Raw genomic sequence first — 25,397 nt, forward strand, 5'->3', positions numbered from 1 at the left:
TGCTAACTCGAGCCTATCTGGAAGGCAGTCGACGTCTGGCGGACTGCCTATTCACCCAACTTCTCCATCAAAAAGTCCACAAAGCTTCGCACGCGGGACGAAAGATGTCGGCCATGGGGATACAGCAAGATAAACGGTCGCGAGCATCCGCCATATGGAGTCAGCACTTCACTGAGCGTTCCGTCAGCGAGGTCCTGTTGGACAATGAACCTATAGGTCTGGAATATTCCAGCACCGTGGCGCGCCAATGTCACGCCCCCGAGCGCATCGCCTGACGATCCGTATCCGCCGCGCGTGGTGATTTCAATGGTGTCCCCGTCCTGATTAAATTGCCAGGGAATATTGCGGCCAGTGCTAGGCAGTTCGAACTGAACGCATTCGTGGTTTAACAAATCGTCAGGTGTCTCAAGCTTTCCAGCAGCTATCAGATACGCGGGTGACGCCACGACGACCAACTCCGAGTCCTCAAGTTTTCGCGCAATCAGGCCCGAATCGCGTGGAGCTCGTCCCCTGATCGCCAAGTCGAAGCCTTCATCTGCAAAGTCGATGTTGCGATTACTCAGGTGCATTTCCAATGTCACCTCGGGATATCGGGCGCGGAACTCCGATATGAGGGGCAGGACGCGATAGTGACCATACGGCGTTGGCATGCTAAGTCTGAGGACACCGGCCGGCGTAGTCTGCTGGCCGGTCGCTTCACGCTCCGCGTCGGCCAACTGACTCAGTGCTGACCGACACTGTTCGAAGTATCTCCTTCCCAGATCCGTCAAGCGGATTTGCCGGGTTGTACGGACAAACAATTGCGCACCGAGGCGCTTTTCAAGCCGCGCAACTGACCGGCTGACTGCCGCAGGAGTTACGCCAGCAGCATTGGCCGCGACAGTGAAGCTCTCCAATTCAGCCGCGAGGCAGAAAAGTTCGATACTGCCCAGAAGAAGATCCTCAAATTGACGCTGCATAGCCTCTCAAAGACATAGATTGACGGCGCGCGTGGCACGGCAATGAATCGTGGCCGCTCACAAGAATCAAGGCCAATTGCCGGCCCGGAAAAAATTTCTGCAGCTCCCTGCAGAAACGCCGGGAGGCGCGCGGCTGCAGTACTTGCTGTGACCCCGACGCGCAGCCATCCTGTCCTATTTTGCAGATTCATTGCGGAGCGCGCTTCTTCGGCAAATGACAGCAGATGTTGCGCGTACTCAGTATTCTTCGTCTGCGGGGAGTCAGCGTCATCTGCTTACCACTCCCCGAAAAGAGCTGGACCTGCAACTCCTCCTCAAGCTGCCGATCTCGCGTAGAAACGTTCGACTGTACGCGTGCCAGACTCCGCGCTGCCCGATTGACGCTTTGTTCCGTCGCAACAGCACTAAATATTTTTAGCGATGAAGAATCCATGTCGCTCCCAGTCAGATTCTCGATCAAGGATACGTCTGACAGGAACGTTCATCCTGGGCGAACGTGATGCCACCATTCCCAGATGATGCACTTAACAGCGGCGAGCCTTCTTTGTTCAGGCAGCCAAACGCGCGAGAGTCTGCTTGACCTGTGCCGCAGGCATGAAACCCGAGCCGATACGCCCAATCCTTCCGTTCGACTCAACCAACAGCGTCGGGAAGCTCGCGACACCCAAATTCCGAGTCAGCGCGAAATCGGCGCGAGTCGCCTCGATGACTTCTGACGAGGTCCAGCGTGAGAAGAAAGCCTCTGCATTGGTGTCAAACCCGGCAGAGCGCAGCGCCGCGGCACCGACTTCCGCCAATACCCTGCCATCGGTCGTGTCGAGTCCGTCAACATAGAACGCTCGCTGGAAAGCACGGAAGACACTCAACAAGTTCACCGCAGGATCCATCACGCGCGCGGTCACTACCGCGCGGCAGATCGGCTCAGTGTCGTATACGAAATTTTCCCGTGCGAGCAGTGCGTCGCGGTTAAACTCTACACCGCTCGCCTGCTCGACGCGTGCCCAGTGCGTCAGACGAAACCGCTTTCCTGCATCGTCCAGAACCTGCGTTGAGCCTGCGCCCATCCCTCCAAGCACGATCCGAACTTCGATCTCGGGCGCGCTCTCGATAACTGAGCTCATCTCCTTGCCGAAGCCGTAGCACCAAGAGCACATTGGATCACCCACAAATATCAATTTCATCGTTTTTCCAGTTCGTACAAGTCGTGTACGGACTATAAGACGTCGCCGAGACATCGCAAACGCAGCGTGCATCAATTCAGTTTTTACACCGCGTAATTAACGCTGAGCCGGTGTGGCGGCACAATCCCCCAGCCTGACCAATCTGGCGACAATGCAGGTCGTCGCGACGACCTCGCAGTGATACATCAAGTGAATCCAGTCGATTTCGATGTGGTTTCCCACCTGTCGATTTCATCGTTAAGAGCGGTCAACCTTTTCCGAACGATGGCTAACGCGTCATCACCCAGGACAAGATGAACGGGCGGATTCTCTTGGTCGACGATATTCAACAGAACCTGCGCCGCCTTCGCAGGATCGCCGGGCTGTCTTCCGTCTTTCGCCCTGCGTGCCCGGCGGATCGGATCGAACACCGAGTTGTAGTCACTGATAGAGCGCTCAGAGCGCACCATCGACCGGCCGGCCCAATCCGTTCGAAATGCGCCAGGCGCGACGGCCGTTACCTTGATCCCAAAGCCGCGGACCTCTTTCTCTAACGCTTCCGAGATGCCCTCGAGTGCGTGCTTACTGCCGCAGTAATAGGTGATACCGGGAAACGTCACCAGCCCCGCCATCGACGTGATATTGATGATGTGACCCGTGCGTCGCACCCGCATTGACGGAAGGACCGCCTTGATCATAGCCACAGCACCAAACACGTTGACATTGAACTGCCGCAGCAGATCATCAAGCGGCGACTCTTCGAGAGTTCCCTCGTAACCGTATCCCGCGTTGTTCACGAGGACGTCGACCGGTCCGACACGCTCCGTCTCTTTCCTAATGATTTCATCGATGGTCTCGAATTCCGTTACATCGAGTATTGCTCCGTGAGCATGATGCGTGTGTAAGCTCTCGAATTCCGCCTTCGCTGACTCACTTCTGACCGTACCTATCACCGTACTTCCAGCAGCTAATGCCTCCACTGCAAACGCTCGGCCGAAGCCGGAACTGACACCGGTGATCAGGAATACCCGCTCGGCGGCTTTGCTCATGGTACTGGGCTCCCGGAATAGTCGAACTGGGCGCACCCCAGCCGCGCACACTATGAACAGGCTAGGGAAGCAGGCTCGCAAGCTCACATCGACCGGTCACGCTCCAGGATAGAAGTTCATGCTCCAGCCGCGATGTTCGTACTCTACTTGCACAATGGAAAATATTGGTGCTGGACATCGGTCAACGATCTTTTTCCAGTGGGGAAAGAATCTCTACAATCCTGCGCGGCACGCCGCCGGCTAGGTCGGCAGGTAACAAGGCACACTAAGGACCATCAAACTTACTACCGGCAACGTTGCCAGAAAACAATCTGGTGTCTACATAACGGCATCGTCTCCGGTAAAGAGAGTGTTGACCCAACGCGCATTGCTCTATTTCCACTCCTATATGACTATCCCCGCTTGGACGAGTGCGCATACAGGCGAGAGAAGCTCGTTCATCGACGCAGGGCGGACGATGCAACTGGTAATTGGAGTACCAAAATGGACAAGACATTGATACAGAGCGAAAGTGCACCGATTCTGGAGACAATCGCTGGCGCACTGATCCTTGCTGTAGGAATGGGCTTCGGCCGATTTTCATTCACTGGCATGTATCCACTGATGGTGAAGGAGGCCGTTATAAGCGTTGCAGGCGGCTCTTTTGCCGCCTCTGCAAACTATGCTGGCTATCTGATTGGCGCATTGATTGCCAGTCGTGTCGACCATCGACATTCCGCACGTCTTTGTCAGTTGTCGATGCTCGGAACGCTGACGTGCCTCCTCCTGCTCTCTCTCCACCTTGGTACCGGATTTGTCGTTGCCGACAGATTTGTCGCAGGTGCGATGAGCGCTGTTTCCATGGTTGCTGCTTCCATCTGGTTATTCCATGTGGTGGGCTACCATCATGGCGCTCCTGTCCTGTATGCAGGTGTCGGACTGGGCATTGTTGTTTCGGCCGAGTTGATCGCGCTTGGTGGAACCACGGGTTTGAGCAGCACGGGGCTCTGGGTACTTCTTGCGGTCGCCGCGGCGATTCTCTGCTCGGTTGCGTGGTCGAAAGTGACTGGCAAGACGCGCATTCACGCCGAAGAACATTGCGCAAGCGCTGGATCGACTGCGACATCACGATCCACCATCGGCCCCTGGATCTTGATCCTCATTTATGGACTCGCTGGCTTCGGTTATATCGTGACCGCGACCTATCTTCCCCTTCTCGTCAGGAGCGCTCTTCCGCACACCGATCCGGTTCATGTCTGGGCAGTATTTGGCTTGGGAGCTGCCCCGTCGTGTTTCCTCTGGCATTGGCTCCATAACAAGCTGGGAACGCGCGTGGCCATGTCGATAAACCTTATCGTGCAAGCGGTCGGTGTGGTCCTTCCTGTGGTAGATCCGACCGCGCTGGCATTCCTCGGCAGCGCGGTTCTCGTGGGAGGTACCTTTATGGGAACGGTGACCATTCTGATGTCAGCGGCCAAACGAGTCGCGCATCACGTCAGATTCAATCTTATGGGTACTCTGACCACGGCCTTTGGTACCGGACAAATTCTTGGCCCGTTGGTGGCAAATCAGCTTTTTGCCCACACGCAGTCTTTCAATCAGCCTCTCATGGTCGCGGGCGCGGCGCTGGTTATCGCAGCGTTGGCATGCTTCGTCCAATCCACACAAAACGTGAATCGTGACCGCCGACGCGCATGATCAAGCCGTCGGCCCTATCGGAAAAATGACTAGAACTTTACTTCAAGTCCAGTCCGTCGGAGGCGTCATACGCGCCCGCCGTCTGGTCCTCCGTTTCCGGTACCCCTCTAATCGCTTCATCGTGGGTACTCAAGACCGCGCTCATCCATTCACGCAAGAATTCGATCCACGTCTTGATCTTGGCGTCGAGGTAATGCCTTGACGCATAGACGGCGAAGACGTTCAGCGTTTGAAGATGATATTCCGGCAAAACTCGCACAAGCGCACCTGAGCGAAACGGAGACCTGATAGCGAAGGTAGGTAACGCGCCGATTCCCATGCCTTCCTGCACGGCAGCGGCCATTGCGTCGGGCACATTCACCTTGAACCGACCTTCCGGCAGCCTGAATTCACGCCGCCCGTTTGCGCTTTCAAGCAGCCAGCGATCCGGTGGGAACACCGGAATCGCAACTTGCAAACAGGTGTGATGCGATAGATCTTCGACCGTCTCAGGCGTGCCGTGAATCTCGAGATACGCCGGCGATGCGCACAGGACACCGTACAGCTTGCCCAACTGATGCGAGATATATGCTGAATCGGGGAGCGAATCCGACACGACGCGCAACGCCACATCGTAGCCATCCTCGATCAGATCAGGGACGTTTTGAGAGAGCGTCAGGTCCACGGTGACGGCTGGATAGCGTTCCTGGTAGGCTGCGATTGCGGGGATCAAATAGGTTTGACCCAGACTCGACATGGCGTGAACCCGAAGCGTTCCCACAGGCTTCGCATGGGCATCCGACGCCTCCGCCTCCGCCTCCTCAACCTCAGCCATGATCCGGTAGCACCGTTGAAGGTAGCGCTCACCGGCCTCCGTCAGCGCGATGCGACGCGTCGTGCGGTTCAACAAACGCGTACGCAGATGAGACTCGAGTTCGGATATGGAGCGAGAAACATAGCCTGTCGTCGTATCCATCTGAAGTGCCGCCGCCGTAAAGCTGTTTGCCTCAACCACTTCGACAAAGATCTTCATATTGCGAAAGGTGTCCACGCGCGCCCCCACCGACCATATTGAAAATAGTTGAAAACGATGAGGGGCAGTGAGCCTCTGATCAGAAATCAACTCCACCAGTAAGTTGCCGGCAACGGGCACATTTCAGCTTCAAAACGTGGTGACGTGCCATAGCTGGTACCAAATGGTGCCTCATTTCAGCGAGGCACGCGTCGTCCGCCACGTTCATCCTCTTTGAATCGAGTTGATCCGGTCTGCCGGATCCCTTGGGACCGCCACGTAAAGCGAGTTTGAATTCCTCCCCTGTCCCGAGCGGCCAACAATCCGATCTCGCGCTTTCCGCCTCCGACGCACTGGCGAGCGCGCTACAAGGTGTCTCTGCAAGCCTCGCAGCGGAATTTTGATTTGTTCTCAAAGCGCAAGACTGTTTGTCCAGTGAGGGTATTCGAAACTTGGGTCAATACGCCTACATTTGCCTCTGTCGGAGCCGTCAGCCCGATTGGTGATTGAAGCCGAACAAACTAATTTTCGAGGTTAAGCATGAGCACGTCACAAAAGGTTGCTGTCGTTACCGGCGCGTCGCAGGGCATTGGCGCCGAAATCGTGAAGGCGTTTCGAAAGCTGGACTACCGCGTTGTCGCAACCGCGCGTTCGATCAAGCCATCGGACGACACGAACGTTTTGGCAGTGGCTGGCGATATCGGTGATCCGGCGACCGCCCAACGTGTTATCTCCGAAGGTGTCGCAAAGTTTGGCCGCGTTGACACGCTGGTGAACAACGCGGGCATCTTCATCGCGAAGCCCTTCACCCAATACACCGCCGAAGACTACGCCGCGGTGATGAATGTGAATATGGCGGGTTTCTATTACATCACGCAACTCGCCATCGCCGAAATGGAAAAACGCTCGAGCGGCCACGTGGTTAGCGTGACGACTAGTCTTGTCGACCATGCAATCGACGGTGTGCCTTCCGTACTGGCGTCCCTGACGAAGGGCGGCCTGAACGCCGCGACGAAGTCGCTGGCGATTGAGTACGCGAAGAAAGGCATTCGAGTGAATGCCGTGTCGCCGGGGATCATCAAGTCGCCGATGCACGCGCCGCAAACCCACACAGCGCTGGGCGGCCTCCATCCGATGGGCCACATGGGCGAGATGAGCGATATCGCCAACGCAATTCTGTTCCTGGATTCCGCACCGTTCATTACGGGTGAAATCCTGCACGTCGACGGCGGCCAGAGCGCTGGTCACTAAGCAGCAAGATTTCCCAGGTGCCGCTAGCCGGTGCCTTTTTCCATTCCTAGAAAACAGGATGACGCTATGCCTATCGTCACGATCCAGGTCACCCGCGAAGGGACCAAGCCCGGCAACGATTCAGTCACAGCCGAAGAAAAGGCTCAGATCATCAAAGGCGTGAGTGACTTGCTGCTCAACGTCCTGAATAAGCCTCTCGAGGCGACGTTTGTTGTGATCGAAGAGGTCGAGACGGAGAACTGGGGTTGGGGTGGTCTTCCGACCGATGAATATCGAAAGCTGCGCGGGTTTAAGTAGATGACGTGTTAACAAGCGGACCTGCTCCTGGCTATCGGGCAGGCCAGCATCGTATGGTGATCGGGGGCCAACTCGCCTGCCGACGCCAACCCAACGCTTCCCTGTGGCATTGCAATGGAGCAAGACGAGGCACGGACAGCAACCGGACGTGTCCGACTCTTGCCTCCATGTATCAGATGTTGTTACCGGGATTACGTTTCTTCCAGCCAGAAAACTACGTACTCTCGTGCAAAGACTCAAGGAAGTATCATGGATATGTCAACCGTCTTCGCCCATGAAAGTTCAGCCACTAGCGCCGTTCGTTTCGGTTTGCACCCAGGATACAAACGTGTGTTTCGGCAGCACGAATTGACGGTAGGTCTCATCCTGCCGCTCGAAACATATCCGGATTCTCCGCAACCGACCATGCGCGACCACATCGCGATGGCACAGCGGGCAGAAGATCTTGGGGTTGCCGCCTTGTGGGCACGCGACATTCCATTTTATGACCCTGCCTACGGCGACGTTGGCCAGATCTTCGACCCGCTCATTTATCTCACCCATCTGGCCGCAGCCACACGCCGCATCACGCTCGGCACGGCAGGCATTGTTCTACCGATGCGCGAACCTCTACTGCTGGCAAAGCAGCTCAACTCGCTAGACCATTTGACAGACGGACGGTTGGTAGTCGGCATGTCCTCCGGTGACCGCGCCTCCGAGTATCCGGTCTTCGGAATCGATTTCGAGGCTCGAGGCGATAGGTTCAGAGAGGCATTTAGTGTCTACCGGAACGTTAGCGAACGTGCATTCCCGCGCTTTACGTCGCCTCACTTCGGCCAGTCCACGGGCTTCCTGGACATGCTTCCGAAACCGCCACACGGCCGCACGCCGGCGATTGCAGTCGGGCGCTCGCAGCAGACTCTGTCATGGATCGCAGAGAACATGGACGGCTTACTCGGTTTCGTACCCGATCCTGAAGAGCTACGCGGCTTTGCCAAGGAGTGGCAAGACCTCATACAGCACGCGTTCGGTGGCGGCACATTTAAACCGCTCGGTTTCGGCGGTTTTCTTTCTCTTCATCCCACGCCCACCTACCGCTTCAAGCGGATTAAAGGCGGATTCGCGATGGGTAGTCGTGCGCTGCGCGATTTTCTTGAGCAGGCCAGAGACGCAGGAGTCAACCACGTTGCGCTGAATCTCAAGGTCACACCTCGCCCATACGCGGAAGTCCTTGAGGAGCTTGGCACTATTGTCCTGCCGACTTTTTCGGGCCAATAGCGCGAAGCGCTCGACAAAGCGAGTGTCGAAAGTTTCCGCCACGCGGCATAAAGACGGTCTCCGGGCGCCATCCCCTCAAACCACTCTATCGAATAGATGGGCATCAAACTAAATCATGAGGACATGAAATCATGAAGATTTTCAGCATAGAGTCCATTCCACTGCGAATTCCCTTTACTGCGGGTGGCCGGTCGGAAGCGGCGGCGTGGGGTGGAGCGGGTCTACAAACTGTCGACTCGCTGATCGTCAAGCTTACGACCGATACCGGCGTGGTCGGTTGGGGTGAAACGTTCGGCTTCACCGCCATTCCAGCTGTCAAATTGGTGATCGATACCATCCTCGCTCCAGAGTTGATCGGGCGGGATGTCACGCAGCTTGAAAAGCTGATGCTCGACATGCAGAAGAAGTTTCATATCTTCGGACGCAGCGGTGCCTTTATCTACGGGCTCTCCGCCATCGATATTGCGCTCTGGGACATCGCGGGCAAGGTAGCAAACAAGCCGGTCTATCAGCTCCTCGGCGGCAGTGACGCGCTCTCGCTGCCCTGCTACGCAAGTCTCATCCGTTACTCGGACCCCGCACTTGTGCGGGAAAACGTCGGCCGTGCGCTGAACAGCGGTTTCCGCCATCTCAAGCTGCACGAGATCGATATCGACTGCGTACGTGCCGCTCGCGAAGCCGCGGGCGACAACATTGAGATCACGCTGGACGTCAATTGCCCGTGGTCCGTGCGCGACGCGCTCGACATGACCAGCAAGCTGCGCCCCTTCAACCTGCGCTGGCTGGAAGAGCCCGTGTGGCCACCTGAAAACTACTCGGGGCTCGCGCGCGTCAGGCAGGAAGGCGGCATTCCCGTTGCCGCCGGCGAGAATGCATCGACCTTGATGGATTTCCAGCACCTGCTCGAAGCCCGCGCTGTTGATTTCATTCAACCGAGCCCAGCAAAGATGGGCGGCCTGACCGAGTTGAAGAAAGTATTTGCGCTGGCGAACGCCCACAACGTCACCGTCATGGTTCACACCTTCTATGACGGCCCAGGCCTGCTTGCCAGCGTACATGCGAGCGCCGCACTTGGCGGCCCCGGCGCGCTGATCGAATGGCGTTACTTCGATCTTGAGGCACAACTCTACGGCGACGCGATTATCCCCAACCAGGGTGCAATCACTGTCCCTCAGGGCCCTGGCCTGGGCCTTGAACCCGATGCGGACGTCATTCGCCGATATCGACTGGCGTAAGTAACGAGGAACTCGTGAGCGCCGTCGAGAAGCTGTACAACCGTACCAATCGACTGACAAAGCGCAAGCCTCAACCATCCGACGGGCACCTAGCTGCCCGCAAGGAGTGTCAGTGCCATGCTGGATCGAATTGTAGGGCCCATCTTGCCGGTCGCCTTTGTCATCGCGCTCGGGTTTGCTGCAGGTAAACGCGGCAAGCTCAACCATGCGGACAGTCTTCTGATCAGCCGGCTCGTTCTCAACTGGATCTTCCCCGCTCTTTTGCTGGTCGGCATGGCCAGCACGCCACGCTCTCAATTGTTCGACTTCCGCTTTGTCATCGCGACCTTCATTGGATTGATGGGGATGTACGCGCTCGCGTTCGGTATCGGATGGTTTCGCTATCACGAACTTAAGGCGGCGACCCTCAAAGGATTCGTGTGCGGCTACCCCGACGGCGCGTTTATGGGTATCCCCATTCTGCAGGCCATGTTCGGGCCCGGCAGCCTGTATTCGGTTCTGGTGCTGAACCTCATCGCGAGCCTTATTATGATTCCGACAACGACAATGCTTATCACGGTAGCGAGCGGTGAAGGCAGTGGAACCGAGGCGCTTGTTGCAAGCATTTCAACTGCCGTGCGGCGGCCGCTGATGTGGGCTCCAGCAATCGGTATCCTTTGCTCCTTGTTCGCGATCAAGCTTCCGCCCGTGCTGGCTGACTCGCTGAACCTTCTTGGCAAGGCAACACCCGGTGTTTCGCTGATGTGCCTCGGACTGATTATGTCGTCCGTGAAATTGAAGATGTCGAGCGAGGTGTGGATGAATCTTGGCCTGAAATTGCTTTTTCACCCTGCGCTGATGGTCGCCGCGACGATTGTCCTTTCCGTCAAAGGTCTCTACGCGCAACAGATGATTCTGCTTTGCGCACTCCCGTCTGCCACCATACCGGCAATGTTTGCCAACGAAGCGGGCACATATCGCAGTGAGGCGGCCACTTCAATTTTGCTTAGCACGGTGGTGTCAGTTGTCACGTTTTCGTTCGCCATCTATCTGATTAACGGTGGTCTTGCCGCAGCATGAAGTGTTTTGCTTGCCGGGTCGACGATGGTAAATGACCCAGTTGCTTCCATGCGCGCTATAAACTCAGGCGGTGGTCGACGGTTCGCTACCGTGAGGATCCATTCGGCTCGGCATGGCCTTAACTTCGTTGAAGGCGCCGCCGCCCCGTTGAGCAAAAAAAGCTCATGCAAAAATCGACAAATGTTCACATTCGTGCCGGAAGAAATTCGCGATGCGAATAGAACAGACAGATCTCGACGTTACCATCGGACGTACAGCAGTTCGGCAACACACACGTCAGATATCCGTCTGCGATGCAGAACCCGTGTCCGGATGCTGGCGTCGCGCTTGGCGATCGCCTTCGAGATCAAGCCATTGGTGACGCCCAACGATGCGGCGGCCTTGCTAAAGCGTTGATGGCGTGCAGCCGCAACGAAAGCCCGCAACATATTCGAATGGGCCTGGCGCGTTAGCCTTTGTCCTCCTGGCATACCAATCAGGACCGGCAAGCGGATTACGTTCATTCGCCGGCACAGATTAACGCGTCTGAATGTGATGGGTGCTCATGAACTGCCGAATCAACATCGCAATCTGACCGGCCTTCTCATCGAGCGCGAAGTGTCCGGCATCGAGAACGTGAACCTCCGATTTGGGAAGATCACGCCGATAGGCCTCAGCCTCGGCTACTTCAAACGAGGGGTCGTAACGCCCCCATACAACCAATGTCGGCGGCTGTGTCTGACGCAACCACGTCTGCCACTTGGGATATGACGCAACATTCGTCCGATAGTCGTAGAACAGGTCACTCTGGATTTCTCGCTCGCCCGGTCGACTCAGGAACGCATATTCGTCGGTCCACAAATCGGGGTCATATAGCTCGACATTGGGACTGGATCCGAGATGGCGCAGCTTGGCAGCATTGAACGACATCAGGTTTTCCACCAGCGCCGCTTCGTTTGCGCTGCGGTCGGCCCAGAACATGCGACGCTTTTCCCAGAGTGGCCCAAGGCCGTCTTCATGTGCGACCGCATTCTGAATCACCAGTGCCGTCACGCGCTCAGGATGGGCCATGGCCAGCCGAAACCCTACTGGACCGCCATAGTCCTGCATGAATATGACATACCGGTCAATGCCGACAGCTTGTGTAAACTTGTCGATCACCGCAGTCAGGTGATCGAATGTATAAGCGAAGTCCGTCGGCGCCGGTGCGTCGCTATGGCCAAAGCCCGGATAATCCGGCGCGATCAGATGATAACGATCCGCAAGCCTTGCAAACAGCGGTTCGAACATCCTGGATGAAGACGGAAATCCATGCAGCAAGAGCAGTGTCGGCGCATCCGGACGGCCGACCTCCCGATAGAAGATCGATATACCGTCGACCATGACCGTTCGATATCGAACACGCTGCACCGTCGCGTCGGCGGGACTACTTGAAGAAGCAAAAGAATCCGCGACCGATAACAACAATGCGAACGGGCAAAGAGTAGCAGTAAGTATCTTGAACATATACCCACTCGATTCGCATGGTGAGCCAGTTGCCAGATTGGCAGCTGCGTTCGCCGTAAGGCCTCTCTTCCTAACTATATAGGTCTTCGTCGCGACGAGCCAGTTTCGGATCGCCTTACATTCCAATCCACTGCGAGGCCTTAAACCTGCGTCGTCAGCGCAGGCAGCTTCTTGAAACGATAGTTGCCACCCGGCGCATGTCAAGGTGGTTCGAGTCTCGCTCGCGCGGCTAAAGCAATATAAAAATACGGGGCGCGAGGACAGCTACGCAGACTACTGAATCCAGACTGCGCGGGTAAAACTCTGCGTACATCATCATTTGCCGCGGGACGTGCCACGCAGTTGCCTCGTATCTTTGCTCGGCGATATACCAAAAAAACGATTGTATTCTCGACTAAACTGCGATGGGCTGTCATAGCCGACTTCAAATCCCACGGCTGCCACATCTTTCGTGCTTGCGATAATTCGGGTTCGCGCTTCATGCAAACGGACTTGCTTCTGAAACTGCAACGGGCTCATTGAAGTCATGGCCCTGAAGTGCCGATGAAAAGTGGCGATGCTCATCATGGCCACGGTCGCCAGATCCTCAACGCGAAGCGGGTCGGCATAGTGAGTCCTGATCTCCCGGATTGCGCGACTGATCTGCGAAACGCGGCTGTCGGCGGTGCCGATTTGCCGGACAATGTCGCCTTGGGCGCCGGCGAGAAGCCGCCATAGTATTTCCCGTTCGAGCATCGGACGAAGAAACTTCGCATCTTCGGGGCGATCGAGCAAGCGCAGGAGCCGCGCGATCGGGTCAAGGAGCTCGTATGGGGCCGGGCTGATTGCCGGACCTGCCTGGTGATCCATGCCGCTGCTTGCGCCATCTATGTCGAGCATTAATGCCGCAATCGACGCCGGGTCGAGCGCCCACACGAAGGCAAGGTACGGCGTTTCAATACTCGCCTCGACCACCTGACCCACTACGGGTAGTTCCACCGGGACCACGAGGTAGTCGCCAGCGCCGTACTCCAACACCTTGTTTCCTATCACCGTGCGCTTGACGCCTTGGACAACCAAGGCAAAAGCAGCCTCGTGGATGCCGCTAGTGGCTGCCGTCGGCGTGCTCTGGGCGATCAGCCGGACACTTTTGAGTGGTGAGGGCATGCCGACCGGGCCTGCATGCTGAGAGATTAAAGCTTGGATAGTAGCGAGAGGCTCCATAATTTTTCCGACTTTACAGTTTTCTTCCGGTCAACGCGCTCAATCCGATCGAAAGTGAGCGGAATGTGCAAGACATTGACCATATCAATCTACCGAACAATACGCGTTCGGTGGTCTCATGGGCAATTCCAAACAGACTGACGGATGCGAGAATGCAAAAAACATGGTTCATTACCGGCGCTGGTCGAGGGCTCGGCCTCGAGATTACACAAGCGGCCCTCCAAGCCGGTGATCGCGTGGTAGCCACCAGCCGACGCCGCGAAGCGCTAACGGCTGTCCTGGGTCAGGACAGCCAACACATGATGACAGTCGCACTGGACGTGAGCGATGCTGGTCAGGCACGAGCGGCAGTCGATCTGGCAATAACGCGATTCGGCGGAATCGATGTGTTGGTGAATAACGCCGGATATGGTCATATGGGATTTTTCGAAGAGTTGACCATCGACGATACGCGCGCCCAATTCGAAACGAATGTATTCGGCGCGTTCAATGTCACGTGGGCGACGCTGCCGGTGATGCGATCCGCGCGCAAGGGTCGGATCTTCAACGTCTCTTCACTCGGCGGACTCCTGGGTGGACAGATGGGCTCGATTTACTGCGCAAGCAAATTTGCCCTGGAGGGCTTCTCCGAGGCACTCGACAAGGAAGTGTCGCCCTTTGGCATCTCTGTGATCATCGTCGAACCCGGCCCCTTCCGTACCGACTTCCTGGCACCCGAGTCGCTGCAATTTGGGCAAAACCCGATCAGCGACTATGACGAACGACGTGCCGATCTGACGACCGGCATGGCGCAACGCAACGGCAAACAACCAGGCGATCCAGCGAGGCTTGCAAGCGCATTGATCAGCCTTGCCAGCGAAGCCGCGCCGCCGAAGCGTTTCCTTGCAGGCTCGATCGCCGTCGAGGCAGCCGACGCGAAACTCGTCGGCATGCGCGACGAGTTGGCTAGCTGGCGACATCTTTCGACAAGCACCGACGGAGATTTCTCCAGCAGCGATGTTGTCGGTTTGCTCGCTCAAATCAAGTAAAGAAACGGCACGCGGAATCCCGGGCGATTGGGACGGTTCCACTGGACCAGGGCCCCAACGTCCACCAAGCTGACGGTCATTGAGGAGCGCTCAGGCTCCCAACTCGATCCGTACACATGGAGATCGCCGTATCAGCGCTACCACCAATAAGAATTGGGTGCAGCCCCTCGCCGGAGCAATCCAGCCTGGTGCACGGCCATGGCGAGTCCAAGTCGCATCTCTTGCCGGGTGCCGGTATTTCGGTGCCGTTTTGGTCTTCACGGCTCAGGCAGCCTTCACGTTGCCGCTCGACGCATGAACTTTCGACGTCTTTCCCACCCGAGCGGCCTTTGCTTTGACCTCAATGTCCGCTGTCGTCGGACCATGCTCCAACATTAATGCGCGGATCTGATCGACAGCGACCTGCGCCTTCTTTGCAAGCGTCACTTCGGCTTGTCCCTGAATTTGTTTCGGTTTCGCCTGAATTTGTTCCAGTGTCACTATCGGCAGGTATCCACATCGTCAACTTAGTTGCCCCGACAACCACAACAGAACTCGAAAATCTCACCAATGGAAGACGGCACCCCGAGTTAGCCTGGCAATGCTGCAATGAGTTAGGACAAAGAGCCATCGCAGTGCAGCCGCGGGATATCACATTAGGTCGATCACGCGTATTTCTGTAGCAGGTTATATAACCCGGTCGCAACGGCCTGCGTTGGCAGGACACAAAAGTGCCGGCGGCGTTCGGAGACTGATAGCGTCGGCCTTTCGCGTCGTGGCCAACCCGTCGCATCGCGGCGGCGCGACAATAAATATTGCGGACAAGTGCATGTTTTTTGTTCAGATCAGCACATCACCATTGTTCAGAAGAATTGATTTACGGCGGGGCAAGCAATAGCCAAACCGGCGAGAACCGTGGAAAATAATTTTTGAATGGAATTCGTAGCGGACAAGGGAGTTCATCGTGGATCTCACCGGATATGAGTTGGAGCCGCTGCACGACGACGGCGACTTCTCTCTGTATCGTGCCCGGAGACCCTGCCATTCCGTCTCGGTGCTCGCGCTGGTCGCCACGCGTACGGCCCCCCAAAGCATTACACGCCTCGAGCACGAGTACGGCCTAGCCCCGATGCTCGACGCCAGCTGGGCTGCTCGGCCTCTTGCGCTTGACCGGCGCAGAGAGCCGCCGATGCTCGTTCTCGACGACGACGGTGGCGAGCCCCTGCATCGCGCACTCGGCCGCCCACTGGAGCTCACACGGTTTTTACGCATCGCCGTCAATCTGGCGAGAACGGTCGGCCGAGTTCATCGGTGCGGACTCGTCCACAAAGACATCAAGCCGGCGAACGTACTCGTCGACGGCAACGGCAACGTGCGGCTTACCGGCTTCGGCATCGCCTCGCAACTGCCGCACGAACATCAGCCGCCCGCGCCGCCGGAGATCGTTGCCGGGACTTTCGCGTATATGGCGCCCGAGCAGACAGGGCGCATGAACCGCTCGATTGACACGCGCAGCGATCTCTACTCCCTCGGCGTCACACTGTACGAGATGCTCACCGGCTCGCTGCCGTTCACGGCGTCGGACGCAATGGAATGGATTCATTGTCACATCGCTCGCAGGCCGACGCCGCCGCGCGAGCGCGTCGACGATATTCCGGAGGTGGTCGAGGGCATCGTTCTGAAACTGCTCGCCAAGGCCGCCGAGAACCGTTACCAGACCGCAGCTGGTGTCGAGGCCGATCTCCGGTTGTGCCTCCTGGCATGGGAGGCGCACCATCGCGTCGACCCGTTTCCGCTCGGCACGCACGATGCTTCCGACCGGCTGCTGATCCCCGAAAAGCTGTACGGACGCGAGGCCCAGATCGAAGCACTTGTTGGAGCGTTCGATCGTATCGTGGCCGGCGCCGGGGCTGAACTCGTGCTGATCGCCGGCTATGCCGGTATCGGCAAATCGTCGGTCGTCAACGAGTTGCACAGGATACTGGTGCCGCCACGAGGCCTGTTCGCGTCCGGCAAATTCGACCAGTACAAACGTGACATCCCTTATGTGCCATTTGCACAGGCCTTTCAGACGCTCGTGCGCAACCTGCTGAGCAAGAGCGACCTCGAGGTGGAGCCGTGGCGGCACGCGCTTATCGAGGCGCTCGGGCCCAACGGGCAGTTGATTGTGAACCTGATCCCCGAGCTTGCGCTCATTATTGGCGAGCAACCGCCCGCGCCGACTCTCCCGCCGCAGGACGCTCAAAACCGATTCCAGATCGTATTTCGGCGCTTTCTCGGCGTATTCGCGCGACCAGAGCATCCGCTCGCGTTGTTTATCGACGATCTGCAATGGGTCGATAAGGCGACCCTCGACCTGCTCGCGCACCTCGCCACGCATCCGGACGTGAAGCACGTTCTGCTGGTCGGTGCGTACCGGGACAACGAGGTGGACGCGTCGCACCCCTTTGCACGCACGCTCGAGTCGATCAGCCGTGCAGAAGGCAAAGTGCAGCAGATAGACCTCGCGCCACTGGTGCCGGATAGCGTTACGCAACTCGTAGCTGATTCGCTTCACTGCGATAGCGCGACGGCCCGGCCGCTCGCGCGACTGGTGCATGAAAAGACGGGCGGCAATCCGTTCTTTACGATCCAGTTTCTGACGACGCTCGCCGATGGAGACCTGCTTACATTCGACCATCGCGCTGCGACGTGGTGCTGGGATCTGCCACGCATTCACGCCAAGGGCTTTACCGAGAACGTCGCCGATCTGATGGCGGCGAAGCTGAGCCGGTTGCCTCGTCTGACGCAAGATGCGTTGGGGCAGCTAGCGTGCCTCGGCAACGTCGCCGAAGTCACCGCACTGACGTGGGTTCAGGGTGGATCTGAAGAGACGATGCACGCGAACCTGTGGGAAGCCGTGCGGACGGGCCTCGTACTTCGCGTGGCCAACACCTATGAATTCGCACACGATCGCGTGCAGGAGGCCGCTTATGCGCTGATCCCGGCCGACAAACGCGCCGCCGCTCATCTGCGGATCGGTCGGGCGCTGGTGTCGCGGACCGCGCCAGAAGCACTTGAAGAGGCCATCTTCGACATTGTCAACCATCTCAATCGTGGCGCAGCGCTCATCGCGACGGAGACGGAGCGTAAGCAGGTCGTTGCGTTGAACCTCATCGCGGGCCTGCGCGCGATGAGTTCGACGGCCTACGCGGCCGCGCGCAGTTATCTGGCGCAGGGCGTAGCGCTACTGTCGCCCGACGCGTGGACCCAGCGCTACGACAGCACGTTCGAGCTCTATCTCGCGTTCTCGGAATGCGAATATCTGGCCGGCGATTTTGCGCAAGCCGACTCGCTGGCCGATATGATGCTCGCTAAGGCTCGCTCTAATCTCGACCGTGCGCAGGTCTTCAGCCTGCGGATGGAGTTGTATCAGCTTGCCGGAAGATATGACGAGGGCTTTGCTGTCGCGCTCACTGCGCTTCGCGATTTCGGCATCATATTTCCTGATACCGATCAGGATATCCGGGCGGCCGTCGACGACGGATTGCGGGACATTCGCGTCAATCAAGCCGGGCGTCCCATTGGCGAACTTGTCGAGGCGCCGGTAGCGACGGATCCTGCGACCCACGCGATCATCAACCTTCTCATTCAGGCGATGCCCTGCGCCTTTGCCGCGCGGCCGGCATTCTACCCGCTTTTTACCCTCAAGGCGGTCAACCTCTCCTTGCAGCACGGCAATACGGATAACTCCAGTTTTGCGTATGGGAATTACGCGTTAATGCTGGTCTCCCGTATCGGCGATATCCCCACTGCGGTGCAATTTTCAGAAATGTCGCTAAAGCTGAACGAAAAGTTTGGTAATCGGCGCCTGTATGGAAAGCTGCTGCACCTGTACGGCGCCCATGTCAATTTCTGGCGGTGCCACGTTGCGACTAATCTCCCGGTTCTCGAGCGGGCGACCGCTGCCTGCCTGGAAGTGGGCGACCTCGTTTTTGCAGGCAACCTCGCATTCAACGCAGTTTGGCAGACGATCGAGACGGGGGGCGCCCTCGAGGACGTGCACACGCTATCCGAAAGGTACGCTGCACTCGCACGGGAGAGCCATAACGACGCGGTCTACGAGTTGATCCGGCTTGAGCAGCAATTCGTCGTCTGCCTCCGCGGCAAGACGACCGCAACGTTGGAGCTGAACGACGATGCGTTCGACGAAGCCGCCTGCTTCGAGGCAATCATCAAAGCAAATTTCGGCTGCGCTATCGGTGTCTATCGCATCATCAAGGTCATGCTTGCCTTCCTTGACGGCCGCTATGCCGATGCGTTGGACGCAGCCGACCTGGCAGAGCCAGTCCTCAGTTCCGTCATGGCACTGTCAATTGAACCAACCTATCACTTCTTTCACGTGCTTACCTTGACGGCACTCTATCCAGAGGCATCCGAAGAGCGGCAGCAAGCCTACGGGCGAATTCTCGTTGCGAAACTCATGAAGTTCGAAATGTGGGCCAAGCACTGCCCAGAGAACTATCAGAACCGCTACGCGCTTGTCTGCGCGGAGCTCGCGCGTCTGAAGGGCCGCGATCTCGACGCCATACACCTCTATGAACAGGCGGTTCACTCCGCTCATGAAAATGGCTTTCCACACTACGAAGGCATCGCCAACGAACTCGCCGGTCGCTTCTATATGGGCATAGGTCTTACGACGAGCGCCGATGCGTATTTGCGTAACGCGCGTCATTGCTTCGCCTATTGGGGCGCAGAGGGCAAAGTCGCGCAACTCGATGAGCAATTCCCCCGCCTCGCCAGTCAGGACGGGAACAAACCTACGTCGACACTCAGCTTCGACTGGCGGCAGTTCGACGCCGTGACGCTGCTCAAGGCGTCTCAAGCCGTTTCCAGCGAAATCGAGCTGGCCGGTCTGATCGAGCGCCTGATGACGATAGCGCTGCAGACCGCAGGCGCCGATCGGGGCCTGCTAATCGTGCCGCAGCGGCCAGACGGCTACCGGATCGAGGCAGAGGCGCGCATCAACGGCAACGGGATCGAGTTGACTCGGGAACCGGTTGCCGATTCTGCGGTGCCCGCCGCCCTTCTGCGTTACGTGATGCACACGCAAAAAAGTGTCATCATCGATGATGCCCTGGCATCCAGTCAGTTCCCTGAAGATGACTATCTGTCGCGCGGAGCGGCCCGGTCTGTGTTCTGCCTGCCTCTCGTCAGACAGGGCAAACTCGGCGGCCTGCTCTATCTCGAGAACACGGCTACTTCGCATGTTTTCACGAGCCGCCGCTCCGCGCTACTCGATTTGCTGGCGTCACAGGCGGCCATTTCGCTGGAGAACACTCGTCTCTATGCCGATCTTCAGGAGCGCGAAGCAAAGGTTCGGCGCTTAGTGGATTCCAACATCATCGGGATCCACATTTGGGACTTTGAAGGCAACGTCACCGATGCCAATGATGCCTTTCTTCGCATTGTGGACTACAGCCGGGACGATCTCCTCTCAGGGCTTATCCGGTGGTCCGATCTGACGCCACCAGAGTGGCGCAACCGCGACGAACTGGCAAAAGCCGAACTGGAGGCCACCGGAAGCGCCAAACCGTTTGAAAAAGAATACTTCCGCAAGGATGGCAGCCGGGTGCCGGTTCTGGTCGGCGCGGCCGCGTTTGGTGAACGCCAGGACGAGGGCGTAGCCTTCATACTCGACCTGACCGACCAGAAACGAGCGCAACAGGAAGTACGCGATAGCGAACGACGCTATCTCGAACTCCAGAGGGAACTTGCGCATTCAAACCGCGTCGCGACAATGGGCCAGCTCTCAGCTTCGATTGCTCACGAAGTGAAACAGCCCATCACCGCGACGGCGGCCTACGCCAGTGCGGCCTTACGCTGGCTGACGGCCCGACCGCCCAATCTCGATGAAGTGGGTCAAGCACTCAACCGGATTGTTGCGGATAGCGGCCGCGCCAATAACATTGTCGACCGAACCCGCGCCTTCTTCAAAAAGGAACCGTTGCGAAAAGACGGCCTCGAAATAAATGAAACGATTCTTGAGTTGATCGCGTTCATGCGCGGTGAAGCGAACAAGTCTGGTGTCGAGCTCACTGTACAGCTTGTCGACGGGCTGCCGCAAATACAGGGCGATCGGGTGCAACTCCAGCAAGTGCTGCTCAATTTGATGATCAACGCCATTGAAGCAATGAGCGCAATGAATGTAGGCGAGCGAACGCTTTTGATCCAAACCAGCAAGGTCGACGCCAAAGAACTCTGCGTTACCGTGCAGGATTCTGGCCCCGGCCTCGCCCCCGAGCATCTTGAAGGCGTCTTTGACGCATTTTTTACGACCAAACCCGATGGCTTGGGCATGGGGCTGCCGATCTGCCGCTCGATTGTCGAAAGTCATGGAGGCAAGTTGTGGGTGACGTCGAACTCGTCGAGGGGCGCCACCTTTCAGTTTACGCTGCCATTGCAAGATAACTCTTTGCACTCGGACAAGGGTTAAGCGGCTGCGACATACGCTGGCAAAACTCTCGTCCCGTCGTAGGCACTGCGCCGGACCGGCGTTCTAAAGAACTCGGCGCAGAAATCGACGAACGTTCTGAGCCTCGCAGGAAGTAGTTCCCGATGCGAATAAAAAAGACATATTTCAACGTTGCTGTCCGATGTCGTGCACTCCGGCAAGATGTGCACCAGATGTCCCATGTCGATATCCTCGCGAACCATTGTTTCGGGTAACGTCGCGATTCCGGTGCCCGTCAGCGCCGCCGCCCGCAGCAGGACTTCGTTACCGTCCATCGACGACACTGGGGACACGCTCACTCTGCGGCCTCTCTCAAGCAGATCGATGAATTCCGCGCTCTTCTTCCTCGACTCAGGATCGACCAACAGAAAGTGATCGGAGAGCTTCGAGGCGGTTTCGGGCGTGCCGTATTGCTCCAGATAGGCGGGGGAAGCGACGAGGATGCGCGGCGACCTGGACAGCGTCCGACGAATCACCGCGGATTGTTCAACGAGATGAGGGGGAAGAATCGCTATGTCGAAACGACCGTCATACAGATTCGCCGCGCCGTCCTGAACGGAAACAACAAGGCTCACATTAGGCGCAATGGCGTGATAACCCCGCACCAATCGGGAGAATGTTTCGCTCACGACCATGGGGTGCACGACAAGTCGGAGCCTGCCGCCCTCTACTTCATGCTCCTGCGAAATGCGACGATTTGCTTCATCGAGTTCTTCAAGTAAACGGCAGCAAATCAGATAGTACGGCTGGGCGGCTTCTGTCAAAGAAACCGACCTTGTTGTCCTAAGCAAAACCCGTGTCTGGATGCACCCTTCGAGCTTGGCGACCGCTTTCGATATCGAGCCCGTGGTTACATTCAAGGATTCCGCAGCCTTGCTGAAGCTTTGATACCGTGCAGCCGCAACAAAGGCCCGCAACATGTAAAGCTGATCCATCTCGCACCTCACTGGTAAATTCACAGAGAAAATATCCAGCCGCTCAGAACTGTTAAAGATGAAAAAATCCTAGCGCCCCGACTGCGCGTGTATCCCAAGTCGCGTATTCGCGATAGCTCGCGCGTTCTCTGAGGCGGTGCCAGAATAGCTGAGAGTTGTTTGACCTTCGGCCGACGATTGAAGGGTAAGCGGGAACGCCGCTCGATTCCATCGTCCCATATGGTGTTATGGGTTGTGCAGTCGCATGTCTGTCTAATACGTTTGGATGCTTTGCATAGTCTTCGGCCTGGTTGTCCCTTTGCCGGCCATACCCATGCCTCGAATCACTTCGGCTGTATCGCGCCAATTAGCGCGAGCAGTCGCGCGTCGTCCAATGGCTTTGAGAAGAATCCAGCGGCTCCGGCAGCACGGGACCTATCGAGAAGATCTTGCGTTGCGTACGCGGTAATGAGAATGACAGGAACTGGTCGCTCCCACTGCTTGATCGATTCAAGCAGCGCAAACCCGTCCACTCTAGGCATGTGAATGTCCGCGACAATGAGGCTTAGTTTCAATCGGCGCGTATCACTTAACAGATCGGTCGCGGACGGATAGGTGACAACCTGCCAGTTTGCCGAACGCAGCAGACAGGCCGTTGCCAACCGGACGGATTCGTCGTCGTCCACAACACCAATAACTGCAGCAGAGCGTTTTGATCTCATCTCATGTCAGCAGATCATCGAAAGGATACAGAAAGGGCTGAATCCTCCAGACAAACTACAGTGCTATGGACGACGCGGCAATAATACTTTCGAATGATTTCAGTGACAGTTCGTATGAGCTGAACTCGAACCCGGCGTTGAAGATGACGGCCATCGCGCAACGCGCTGCCCTTGCCTGGGCTTGAAAGCCGTTGCGCAATACCGTGCGGGCACTCGCATAACACAGAATAATCAAACGCTTGCCAGCGCCTTAGTGGACAGACAGCACCTGCTGCAACTTCCTGACAACATCCGGCACCGACCGGGCATTCAGCTTGTGCATGGCTTGAGCCCGATGGATCTTGACGGTCACCTCACTCAGACGAAGGTGATCAGCGATCTGCTTATTCAGGAGTCCGTCGGCCACCAACCTGATGACTTCCCGCTCCCGAGCGGTCAGGGAGTCGTATGTTTGACGGATGTCTGCAACAATCCTTTGCTGTCGCTTCGACTCGGCATCTCTTTTCAGGGCTGCTGCGATCGTATCGATCAGATCCTGATCTTTGAACGGTTTTGTCATGAAATCGAAAGCGCCCGCCTTCATTGCCTTGACGGACATCTCGATGTCACCGTGCCCGGTCAGAAATATGACCGGAAATCGAACGCTTTCTCTAAATGGCTCTTGTTGCAGAGTCAACCCGCTCGCCCCCCGCAGGCGAACATCAAGAATGAGACAACTCGGCACGTCCGGCATCTCCGCGGCGAGAAAATCGTCGGCCGATTCGAATGCCTGCACGTGAATGCCGACGGACATGAGCAGAGAAGTCAGTGCGCCTCGAACGGACTCATCGTCGTCGACTACATACACAAGTCTGTCCGGCAACGATTCACTGCCCGTCTTGACGTTGTCGTGTTTCATCGGTTGATCTTCGAGAAAGGCTCGTTGCAGAATGCTGCCGCCGGTACCTTTCGTATATTAAGCAATGCTCGCGCTTATAGCTACAAACTACGCACTACTTTTCCTATTTCCCCCATGCGCTTACTGCGTATCTTGCATAGTAGCGGCCCAAGCGCTAAAGCAAAGTCACTGTTTCTCCTGTCGAATCGAACGGGCACAAACGCGCTCCGACCGGATCAACGCACTCTATGACTGACGCAAGAATCATAGCTTTGGCGTTCACCGGCGCGGGTTTCGAATGGCGTGGAAGAAAAATGCGATCGCCCCGTTTGATGCGTGCCCCGCTCATGGCACAAACCCCTGAAACCTTTGCATTCGTGACCCGCCAGATCTGGGTGCCGTAGAAGCAGCTTGTCGCATCCCGCCATGCAATTGTGACCGTCGAGGAACTTGTCCGCTCAATCAGACTGACCACCAGATGCAGTGAGGGCCCGGTACTGAAACCCGCATCCTGGCCGAAAGGCGCGCAGCGTCTTGCTGAGAGCGGCATTTCATTGTTGGCATCCGTGCGTTGTGATACGCATGAGAGAAGTCGTATCGTCTGGACCCACGGATCGATTTGGCTAGCGAGCATAGATTTGCTCCTCACGAAAGGTAAAGTTACGCTTTCGCTGCGCCAACTCGAAGTTGGCGCGGACACCTTGAGTGCGCCGAGCTGACGCACCGCCCCGCCTGCGATCGAGGCTGGCTGTTGCTTTGTTACCCTAAGATAGCCAAACTCGGGATTCGTCACTAGTCATTCGAGTGGATGTGCTTTTCATCTCATCGTCCACCCTCGTTATACCTTGGGATAAGCAAGCCCAGAAATACTGCATGCTTTCATGGAGCAATCAGGATGGCGTATGACGCTTTGCACGGTTGAACTTTCCCGCCGGGGCTTACAGCAGGCAAACACGACTCAGGTCCACTGTCCGCCGATACACATTTTTGTTGAGCCACGGGACGAACGTGTACTCGTCATAAGCGTTACTGCCGAGAAAAATCCAGTTGTGCAATACGTAGGACATATCCACCTCCTTAAACAACCACGCCGACACCCAACCTGATCTCTGCACGATCAGAACCGGGGACGCTACCGCTGTCGCGATTGCTTCTCTCGCGAGGATGCAACGCCGAATGCGATCACACACGCGGCCTTGCTCAAGCATTCGATTGTTGAGAACACTGCAATCGCGAAAGATTGATTAAATTCCATCGGCAGTGCGGGGGCGATGGCCAATATGCTCGCGCCGCAGATAAAGGCAAAGGTCTTTCGGGCAAAGCGTGCTTTGGCGAAAGCGGCGAGGCCTGTGCCGACGACCACGAGCTTCGACAGGAGCAAGGCGAGCAGCCCGGCGCGTGCGTCGGACACGCTCAGTTCCAAAGGCGCTTCAGCTAACGACCACCCGCAGACAACAAGTACGAGTACCTTGAATACTCGTTCGGAGAGTGCATTCACTGGGTTCGCATCGGTTTTAGTCCAGCGCGGTGCTGAAAGGAGCGCATCGCCGTGCGGACTGGTCACCGAATCTGCCATTTCCCTTACATTCACGACTCGCCCTCCTCGTCGGCTGTGCGCGAAACAGTCGCACTCGCCATGAGATGAGGGTAGACGCCGCAGCCACTCAAAACCATTGTACGAACGGGTGCAATTGCCTCTGAAAAAGCGTGTGGAACTCATACGGCCGTATATGCCGTTGGAAAAAATGATCGGTATCGAGG

23 protein-coding genes are annotated in these 25,397 nt (G+C 57.1%); 8 read left to right on the forward strand and 15 right to left on the reverse strand.

Annotated features, from left to right (window positions below; translation table 11 throughout):
* Positions 1-47: 47 nt before the first annotated feature.
* From KHO30_RS15415 to KHO30_RS15430, 4 genes are all read right to left on the reverse strand, one after another.
* Positions 48-959: a LysR family transcriptional regulator gene (locus tag KHO30_RS15415; RefSeq protein ID WP_211701481.1), complete on the reverse strand. Its 912-nt coding sequence runs from the start codon at positions 957-959 to the stop codon at positions 48-50.
* Positions 960-1,146: 187 nt separating this feature from the next.
* Positions 1,147-1,392 (reverse strand): LysR family transcriptional regulator, encoded by a 246-nt coding sequence (locus KHO30_RS39745; protein ID WP_211701482.1) that lies wholly within the window; start codon positions 1,390-1,392, stop codon positions 1,147-1,149.
* 115 nt (positions 1,393-1,507) lie between these two features.
* A complete protein-coding gene (locus KHO30_RS15425) occupies positions 1,508-2,140 on the reverse strand; it encodes a DsbA family protein (RefSeq protein ID WP_211701483.1) in 633 nt (210 codons plus the stop codon).
* Positions 2,141-2,325: 185 nt separating this feature from the next.
* Positions 2,326-3,168: an oxidoreductase gene (locus KHO30_RS15430; protein WP_211701484.1), complete on the reverse strand. Its 843-nt coding sequence runs from the start codon at positions 3,166-3,168 to the stop codon at positions 2,326-2,328.
* A gap of 483 nt (positions 3,169-3,651) precedes the next feature.
* Between KHO30_RS15430 and KHO30_RS15435 the strand changes: the two genes are divergently transcribed.
* Positions 3,652-4,845 (forward strand): YbfB/YjiJ family MFS transporter, encoded by a 1,194-nt coding sequence (locus KHO30_RS15435; protein ID WP_211701485.1) that lies wholly within the window; start codon positions 3,652-3,654, stop codon positions 4,843-4,845.
* A 37-nt stretch (positions 4,846-4,882) separates the two neighbouring features.
* Here the strand turns inward: KHO30_RS15435 and KHO30_RS15440 are convergent, their stop codons facing one another.
* Entirely contained in the window at positions 4,883-5,875 is a 993-nt protein-coding gene (locus KHO30_RS15440) for a LysR family transcriptional regulator (RefSeq protein WP_211701486.1), read from the reverse strand.
* A gap of 501 nt (positions 5,876-6,376) precedes the next feature.
* Here KHO30_RS15440 and KHO30_RS15445 point away from each other — a divergent pair.
* The 5 genes from KHO30_RS15445 to KHO30_RS15465 all read left to right on the forward strand — a co-directional run bounded on the left by KHO30_RS15445 (position 6,377) and on the right by KHO30_RS15465 (position 10,935).
* Complete coding sequence (locus tag KHO30_RS15445; RefSeq protein ID WP_211701487.1) at positions 6,377-7,087, forward strand: SDR family NAD(P)-dependent oxidoreductase; 711 nt, start codon at positions 6,377-6,379, stop codon at positions 7,085-7,087.
* A 66-nt stretch (positions 7,088-7,153) separates the two neighbouring features.
* On the forward strand, positions 7,154-7,384 hold the full coding sequence (locus KHO30_RS15450; RefSeq protein ID WP_211701488.1) for a tautomerase family protein: 231 nt from the start codon (positions 7,154-7,156) through the stop codon (positions 7,382-7,384).
* A 249-nt stretch (positions 7,385-7,633) separates the two neighbouring features.
* Entirely contained in the window at positions 7,634-8,641 is a 1,008-nt protein-coding gene (locus KHO30_RS15455) for an LLM class oxidoreductase (protein WP_211701489.1), read from the forward strand.
* A 131-nt stretch (positions 8,642-8,772) separates the two neighbouring features.
* Positions 8,773-9,876 (forward strand): mandelate racemase/muconate lactonizing enzyme family protein, encoded by a 1,104-nt coding sequence (locus KHO30_RS15460; RefSeq protein WP_211701490.1) that lies wholly within the window; start codon positions 8,773-8,775, stop codon positions 9,874-9,876.
* A 117-nt stretch (positions 9,877-9,993) separates the two neighbouring features.
* The gene (locus tag KHO30_RS15465) at positions 9,994-10,935 is read left to right on the forward strand and encodes an AEC family transporter (RefSeq protein WP_211701491.1); all 942 of its coding nucleotides are present in this window, start codon (positions 9,994-9,996) and stop codon (positions 10,933-10,935) included.
* Between the two features lie 239 nt (positions 10,936-11,174).
* Here the strand turns inward: KHO30_RS15465 and KHO30_RS15470 are convergent, their stop codons facing one another.
* The 3 genes from KHO30_RS15470 to KHO30_RS15480 form a co-directional block, all read right to left on the reverse strand.
* Positions 11,175-11,438 carry a LysR family transcriptional regulator gene (locus KHO30_RS15470; RefSeq protein WP_342345963.1) on the reverse strand — a complete coding sequence of 88 codons (264 nt, stop codon included), beginning with the start codon at positions 11,436-11,438 and terminating at the stop codon, positions 11,175-11,177.
* Between the two features lie 13 nt (positions 11,439-11,451).
* The gene (locus KHO30_RS15475; RefSeq protein WP_244864047.1) at positions 11,452-12,297 is read right to left on the reverse strand and encodes an alpha/beta fold hydrolase; all 846 of its coding nucleotides are present in this window, start codon (positions 12,295-12,297) and stop codon (positions 11,452-11,454) included.
* 438 nt (positions 12,298-12,735) lie between these two features.
* Positions 12,736-13,566, reverse strand: coding sequence for an AraC family transcriptional regulator (locus tag KHO30_RS15480; protein WP_211701493.1), 831 nt, complete (start codon positions 13,564-13,566; stop codon positions 12,736-12,738).
* Positions 13,567-13,688: 122 nt separating this feature from the next.
* On the opposite strand from KHO30_RS15480, the gene KHO30_RS15485 reads away from it, so the two are divergent.
* Positions 13,689-14,651 carry an oxidoreductase gene (locus KHO30_RS15485; protein WP_244864048.1) on the forward strand — a complete coding sequence of 321 codons (963 nt, stop codon included), beginning with the start codon at positions 13,689-13,691 and terminating at the stop codon, positions 14,649-14,651.
* 264 nt (positions 14,652-14,915) lie between these two features.
* On the opposite strand, the gene KHO30_RS39280 is transcribed toward KHO30_RS15485, so the two are convergent.
* A complete protein-coding gene (locus KHO30_RS39280) occupies positions 14,916-15,131 on the reverse strand; it encodes an H-NS histone family protein (RefSeq protein ID WP_244864050.1) in 216 nt (71 codons plus the stop codon).
* Positions 15,132-15,594: 463 nt separating this feature from the next.
* Between KHO30_RS39280 and KHO30_RS15495 the strand changes: the two genes are divergently transcribed.
* Positions 15,595-21,105 (forward strand): trifunctional serine/threonine-protein kinase/ATP-binding protein/sensor histidine kinase, encoded by a 5,511-nt coding sequence (locus KHO30_RS15495; RefSeq protein WP_211701494.1) that lies wholly within the window; start codon positions 15,595-15,597, stop codon positions 21,103-21,105.
* Here KHO30_RS15495 and KHO30_RS15500 read toward each other — a convergent pair.
* From KHO30_RS15500 to KHO30_RS15520, 6 genes are all read right to left on the reverse strand, one after another.
* Entirely contained in the window at positions 21,102-22,058 is a 957-nt protein-coding gene (locus KHO30_RS15500) for a LysR family transcriptional regulator (RefSeq protein ID WP_211701495.1), read from the reverse strand. The genes KHO30_RS15495 and KHO30_RS15500 overlap by 4 nt on opposite strands.
* 323 nt (positions 22,059-22,381) lie before the next feature.
* Positions 22,382-22,759 carry a response regulator gene (locus tag KHO30_RS15505; RefSeq protein ID WP_211701496.1) on the reverse strand — a complete coding sequence of 126 codons (378 nt, stop codon included), beginning with the start codon at positions 22,757-22,759 and terminating at the stop codon, positions 22,382-22,384.
* A 250-nt stretch (positions 22,760-23,009) separates the two neighbouring features.
* The gene (locus KHO30_RS15510) at positions 23,010-23,657 is read right to left on the reverse strand and encodes a response regulator transcription factor (protein WP_211701497.1); all 648 of its coding nucleotides are present in this window, start codon (positions 23,655-23,657) and stop codon (positions 23,010-23,012) included.
* 154 nt (positions 23,658-23,811) lie between these two features.
* Entirely contained in the window at positions 23,812-24,270 is a 459-nt protein-coding gene (locus tag KHO30_RS15515) for a DUF3331 domain-containing protein (RefSeq protein ID WP_211701498.1), read from the reverse strand.
* 304 nt (positions 24,271-24,574) lie between these two features.
* Positions 24,575-24,703, reverse strand: coding sequence for a hypothetical protein (locus KHO30_RS39560; protein ID WP_280531443.1), 129 nt, complete (start codon positions 24,701-24,703; stop codon positions 24,575-24,577).
* Positions 24,704-24,768: 65 nt separating this feature from the next.
* Positions 24,769-25,227, reverse strand: a complete 459-nt coding sequence (locus KHO30_RS15520) for a hypothetical protein (RefSeq protein ID WP_211701499.1) — start codon at positions 25,225-25,227, stop codon at positions 24,769-24,771.
* Positions 25,228-25,397: the final 170 nt, after the last annotated feature.

The organism is Paraburkholderia aspalathi (assembly GCF_905220735.1).
Classification (GTDB): Bacteria; Pseudomonadota; Gammaproteobacteria; order Burkholderiales; family Burkholderiaceae; genus Paraburkholderia; species Paraburkholderia aspalathi.

Bases quoted from the DNA above. Each gene is read 5' to 3' on its own strand.
- KHO30_RS15425 (WP_211701483.1), bottom strand. From the start codon at position 2,140: ATGAAATTGATATTTGTGGGTGATCCAATGTGCTCTTGGTGCTACGGC.
- KHO30_RS15460 (WP_211701490.1), top strand. From the start codon at position 8,773: ATGAAGATTTTCAGCATAGAGTCCATTCCACTGCGAATTCCCTTTACT.
- KHO30_RS15510 (WP_211701497.1), bottom strand. From the start codon at position 23,657: ATGAAACACGACAACGTCAAGACGGGCAGTGAATCGTTGCCGGACAGA.
- KHO30_RS15445 (WP_211701487.1), top strand. From the start codon at position 6,377: ATGAGCACGTCACAAAAGGTTGCTGTCGTTACCGGCGCGTCGCAGGGC.
- KHO30_RS15465 (WP_211701491.1), top strand. From the start codon at position 9,994: ATGCTGGATCGAATTGTAGGGCCCATCTTGCCGGTCGCCTTTGTCATC.
- KHO30_RS39745 (WP_211701482.1), bottom strand. From the start codon at position 1,392: ATGGATTCTTCATCGCTAAAAATATTTAGTGCTGTTGCGACGGAACAA.
- KHO30_RS15415 (WP_211701481.1), bottom strand. From the start codon at position 959: ATGCAGCGTCAATTTGAGGATCTTCTTCTGGGCAGTATCGAACTTTTC.
- KHO30_RS15505 (WP_211701496.1), bottom strand. From the start codon at position 22,759: ATGAGATCAAAACGCTCTGCTGCAGTTATTGGTGTTGTGGACGACGAC.
- KHO30_RS15515 (WP_211701498.1), bottom strand. From the start codon at position 24,270: ATGCTCGCTAGCCAAATCGATCCGTGGGTCCAGACGATACGACTTCTC.
- KHO30_RS15500 (WP_211701495.1), bottom strand. From the start codon at position 22,058: ATGGATCAGCTTTACATGTTGCGGGCCTTTGTTGCGGCTGCACGGTAT.
- KHO30_RS39560 (WP_280531443.1), bottom strand. From the start codon at position 24,703: ATGTCCTACGTATTGCACAACTGGATTTTTCTCGGCAGTAACGCTTAT.
- KHO30_RS15480 (WP_211701493.1), bottom strand. From the start codon at position 13,566: ATGCCCTCACCACTCAAAAGTGTCCGGCTGATCGCCCAGAGCACGCCG.
- KHO30_RS15450 (WP_211701488.1), top strand. From the start codon at position 7,154: ATGCCTATCGTCACGATCCAGGTCACCCGCGAAGGGACCAAGCCCGGC.
- KHO30_RS15455 (WP_211701489.1), top strand. From the start codon at position 7,634: ATGGATATGTCAACCGTCTTCGCCCATGAAAGTTCAGCCACTAGCGCC.
- KHO30_RS15430 (WP_211701484.1), bottom strand. From the start codon at position 3,168: ATGAGCAAAGCCGCCGAGCGGGTATTCCTGATCACCGGTGTCAGTTCC.
- KHO30_RS15435 (WP_211701485.1), top strand. From the start codon at position 3,652: ATGGACAAGACATTGATACAGAGCGAAAGTGCACCGATTCTGGAGACA.
- KHO30_RS15475 (WP_244864047.1), bottom strand. From the start codon at position 12,297: ATGGTCGACGGTATATCGATCTTCTATCGGGAGGTCGGCCGTCCGGAT.
- KHO30_RS15470 (WP_342345963.1), bottom strand. From the start codon at position 11,438: ATGAACGTAATCCGCTTGCCGGTCCTGATTGGTATGCCAGGAGGACAA.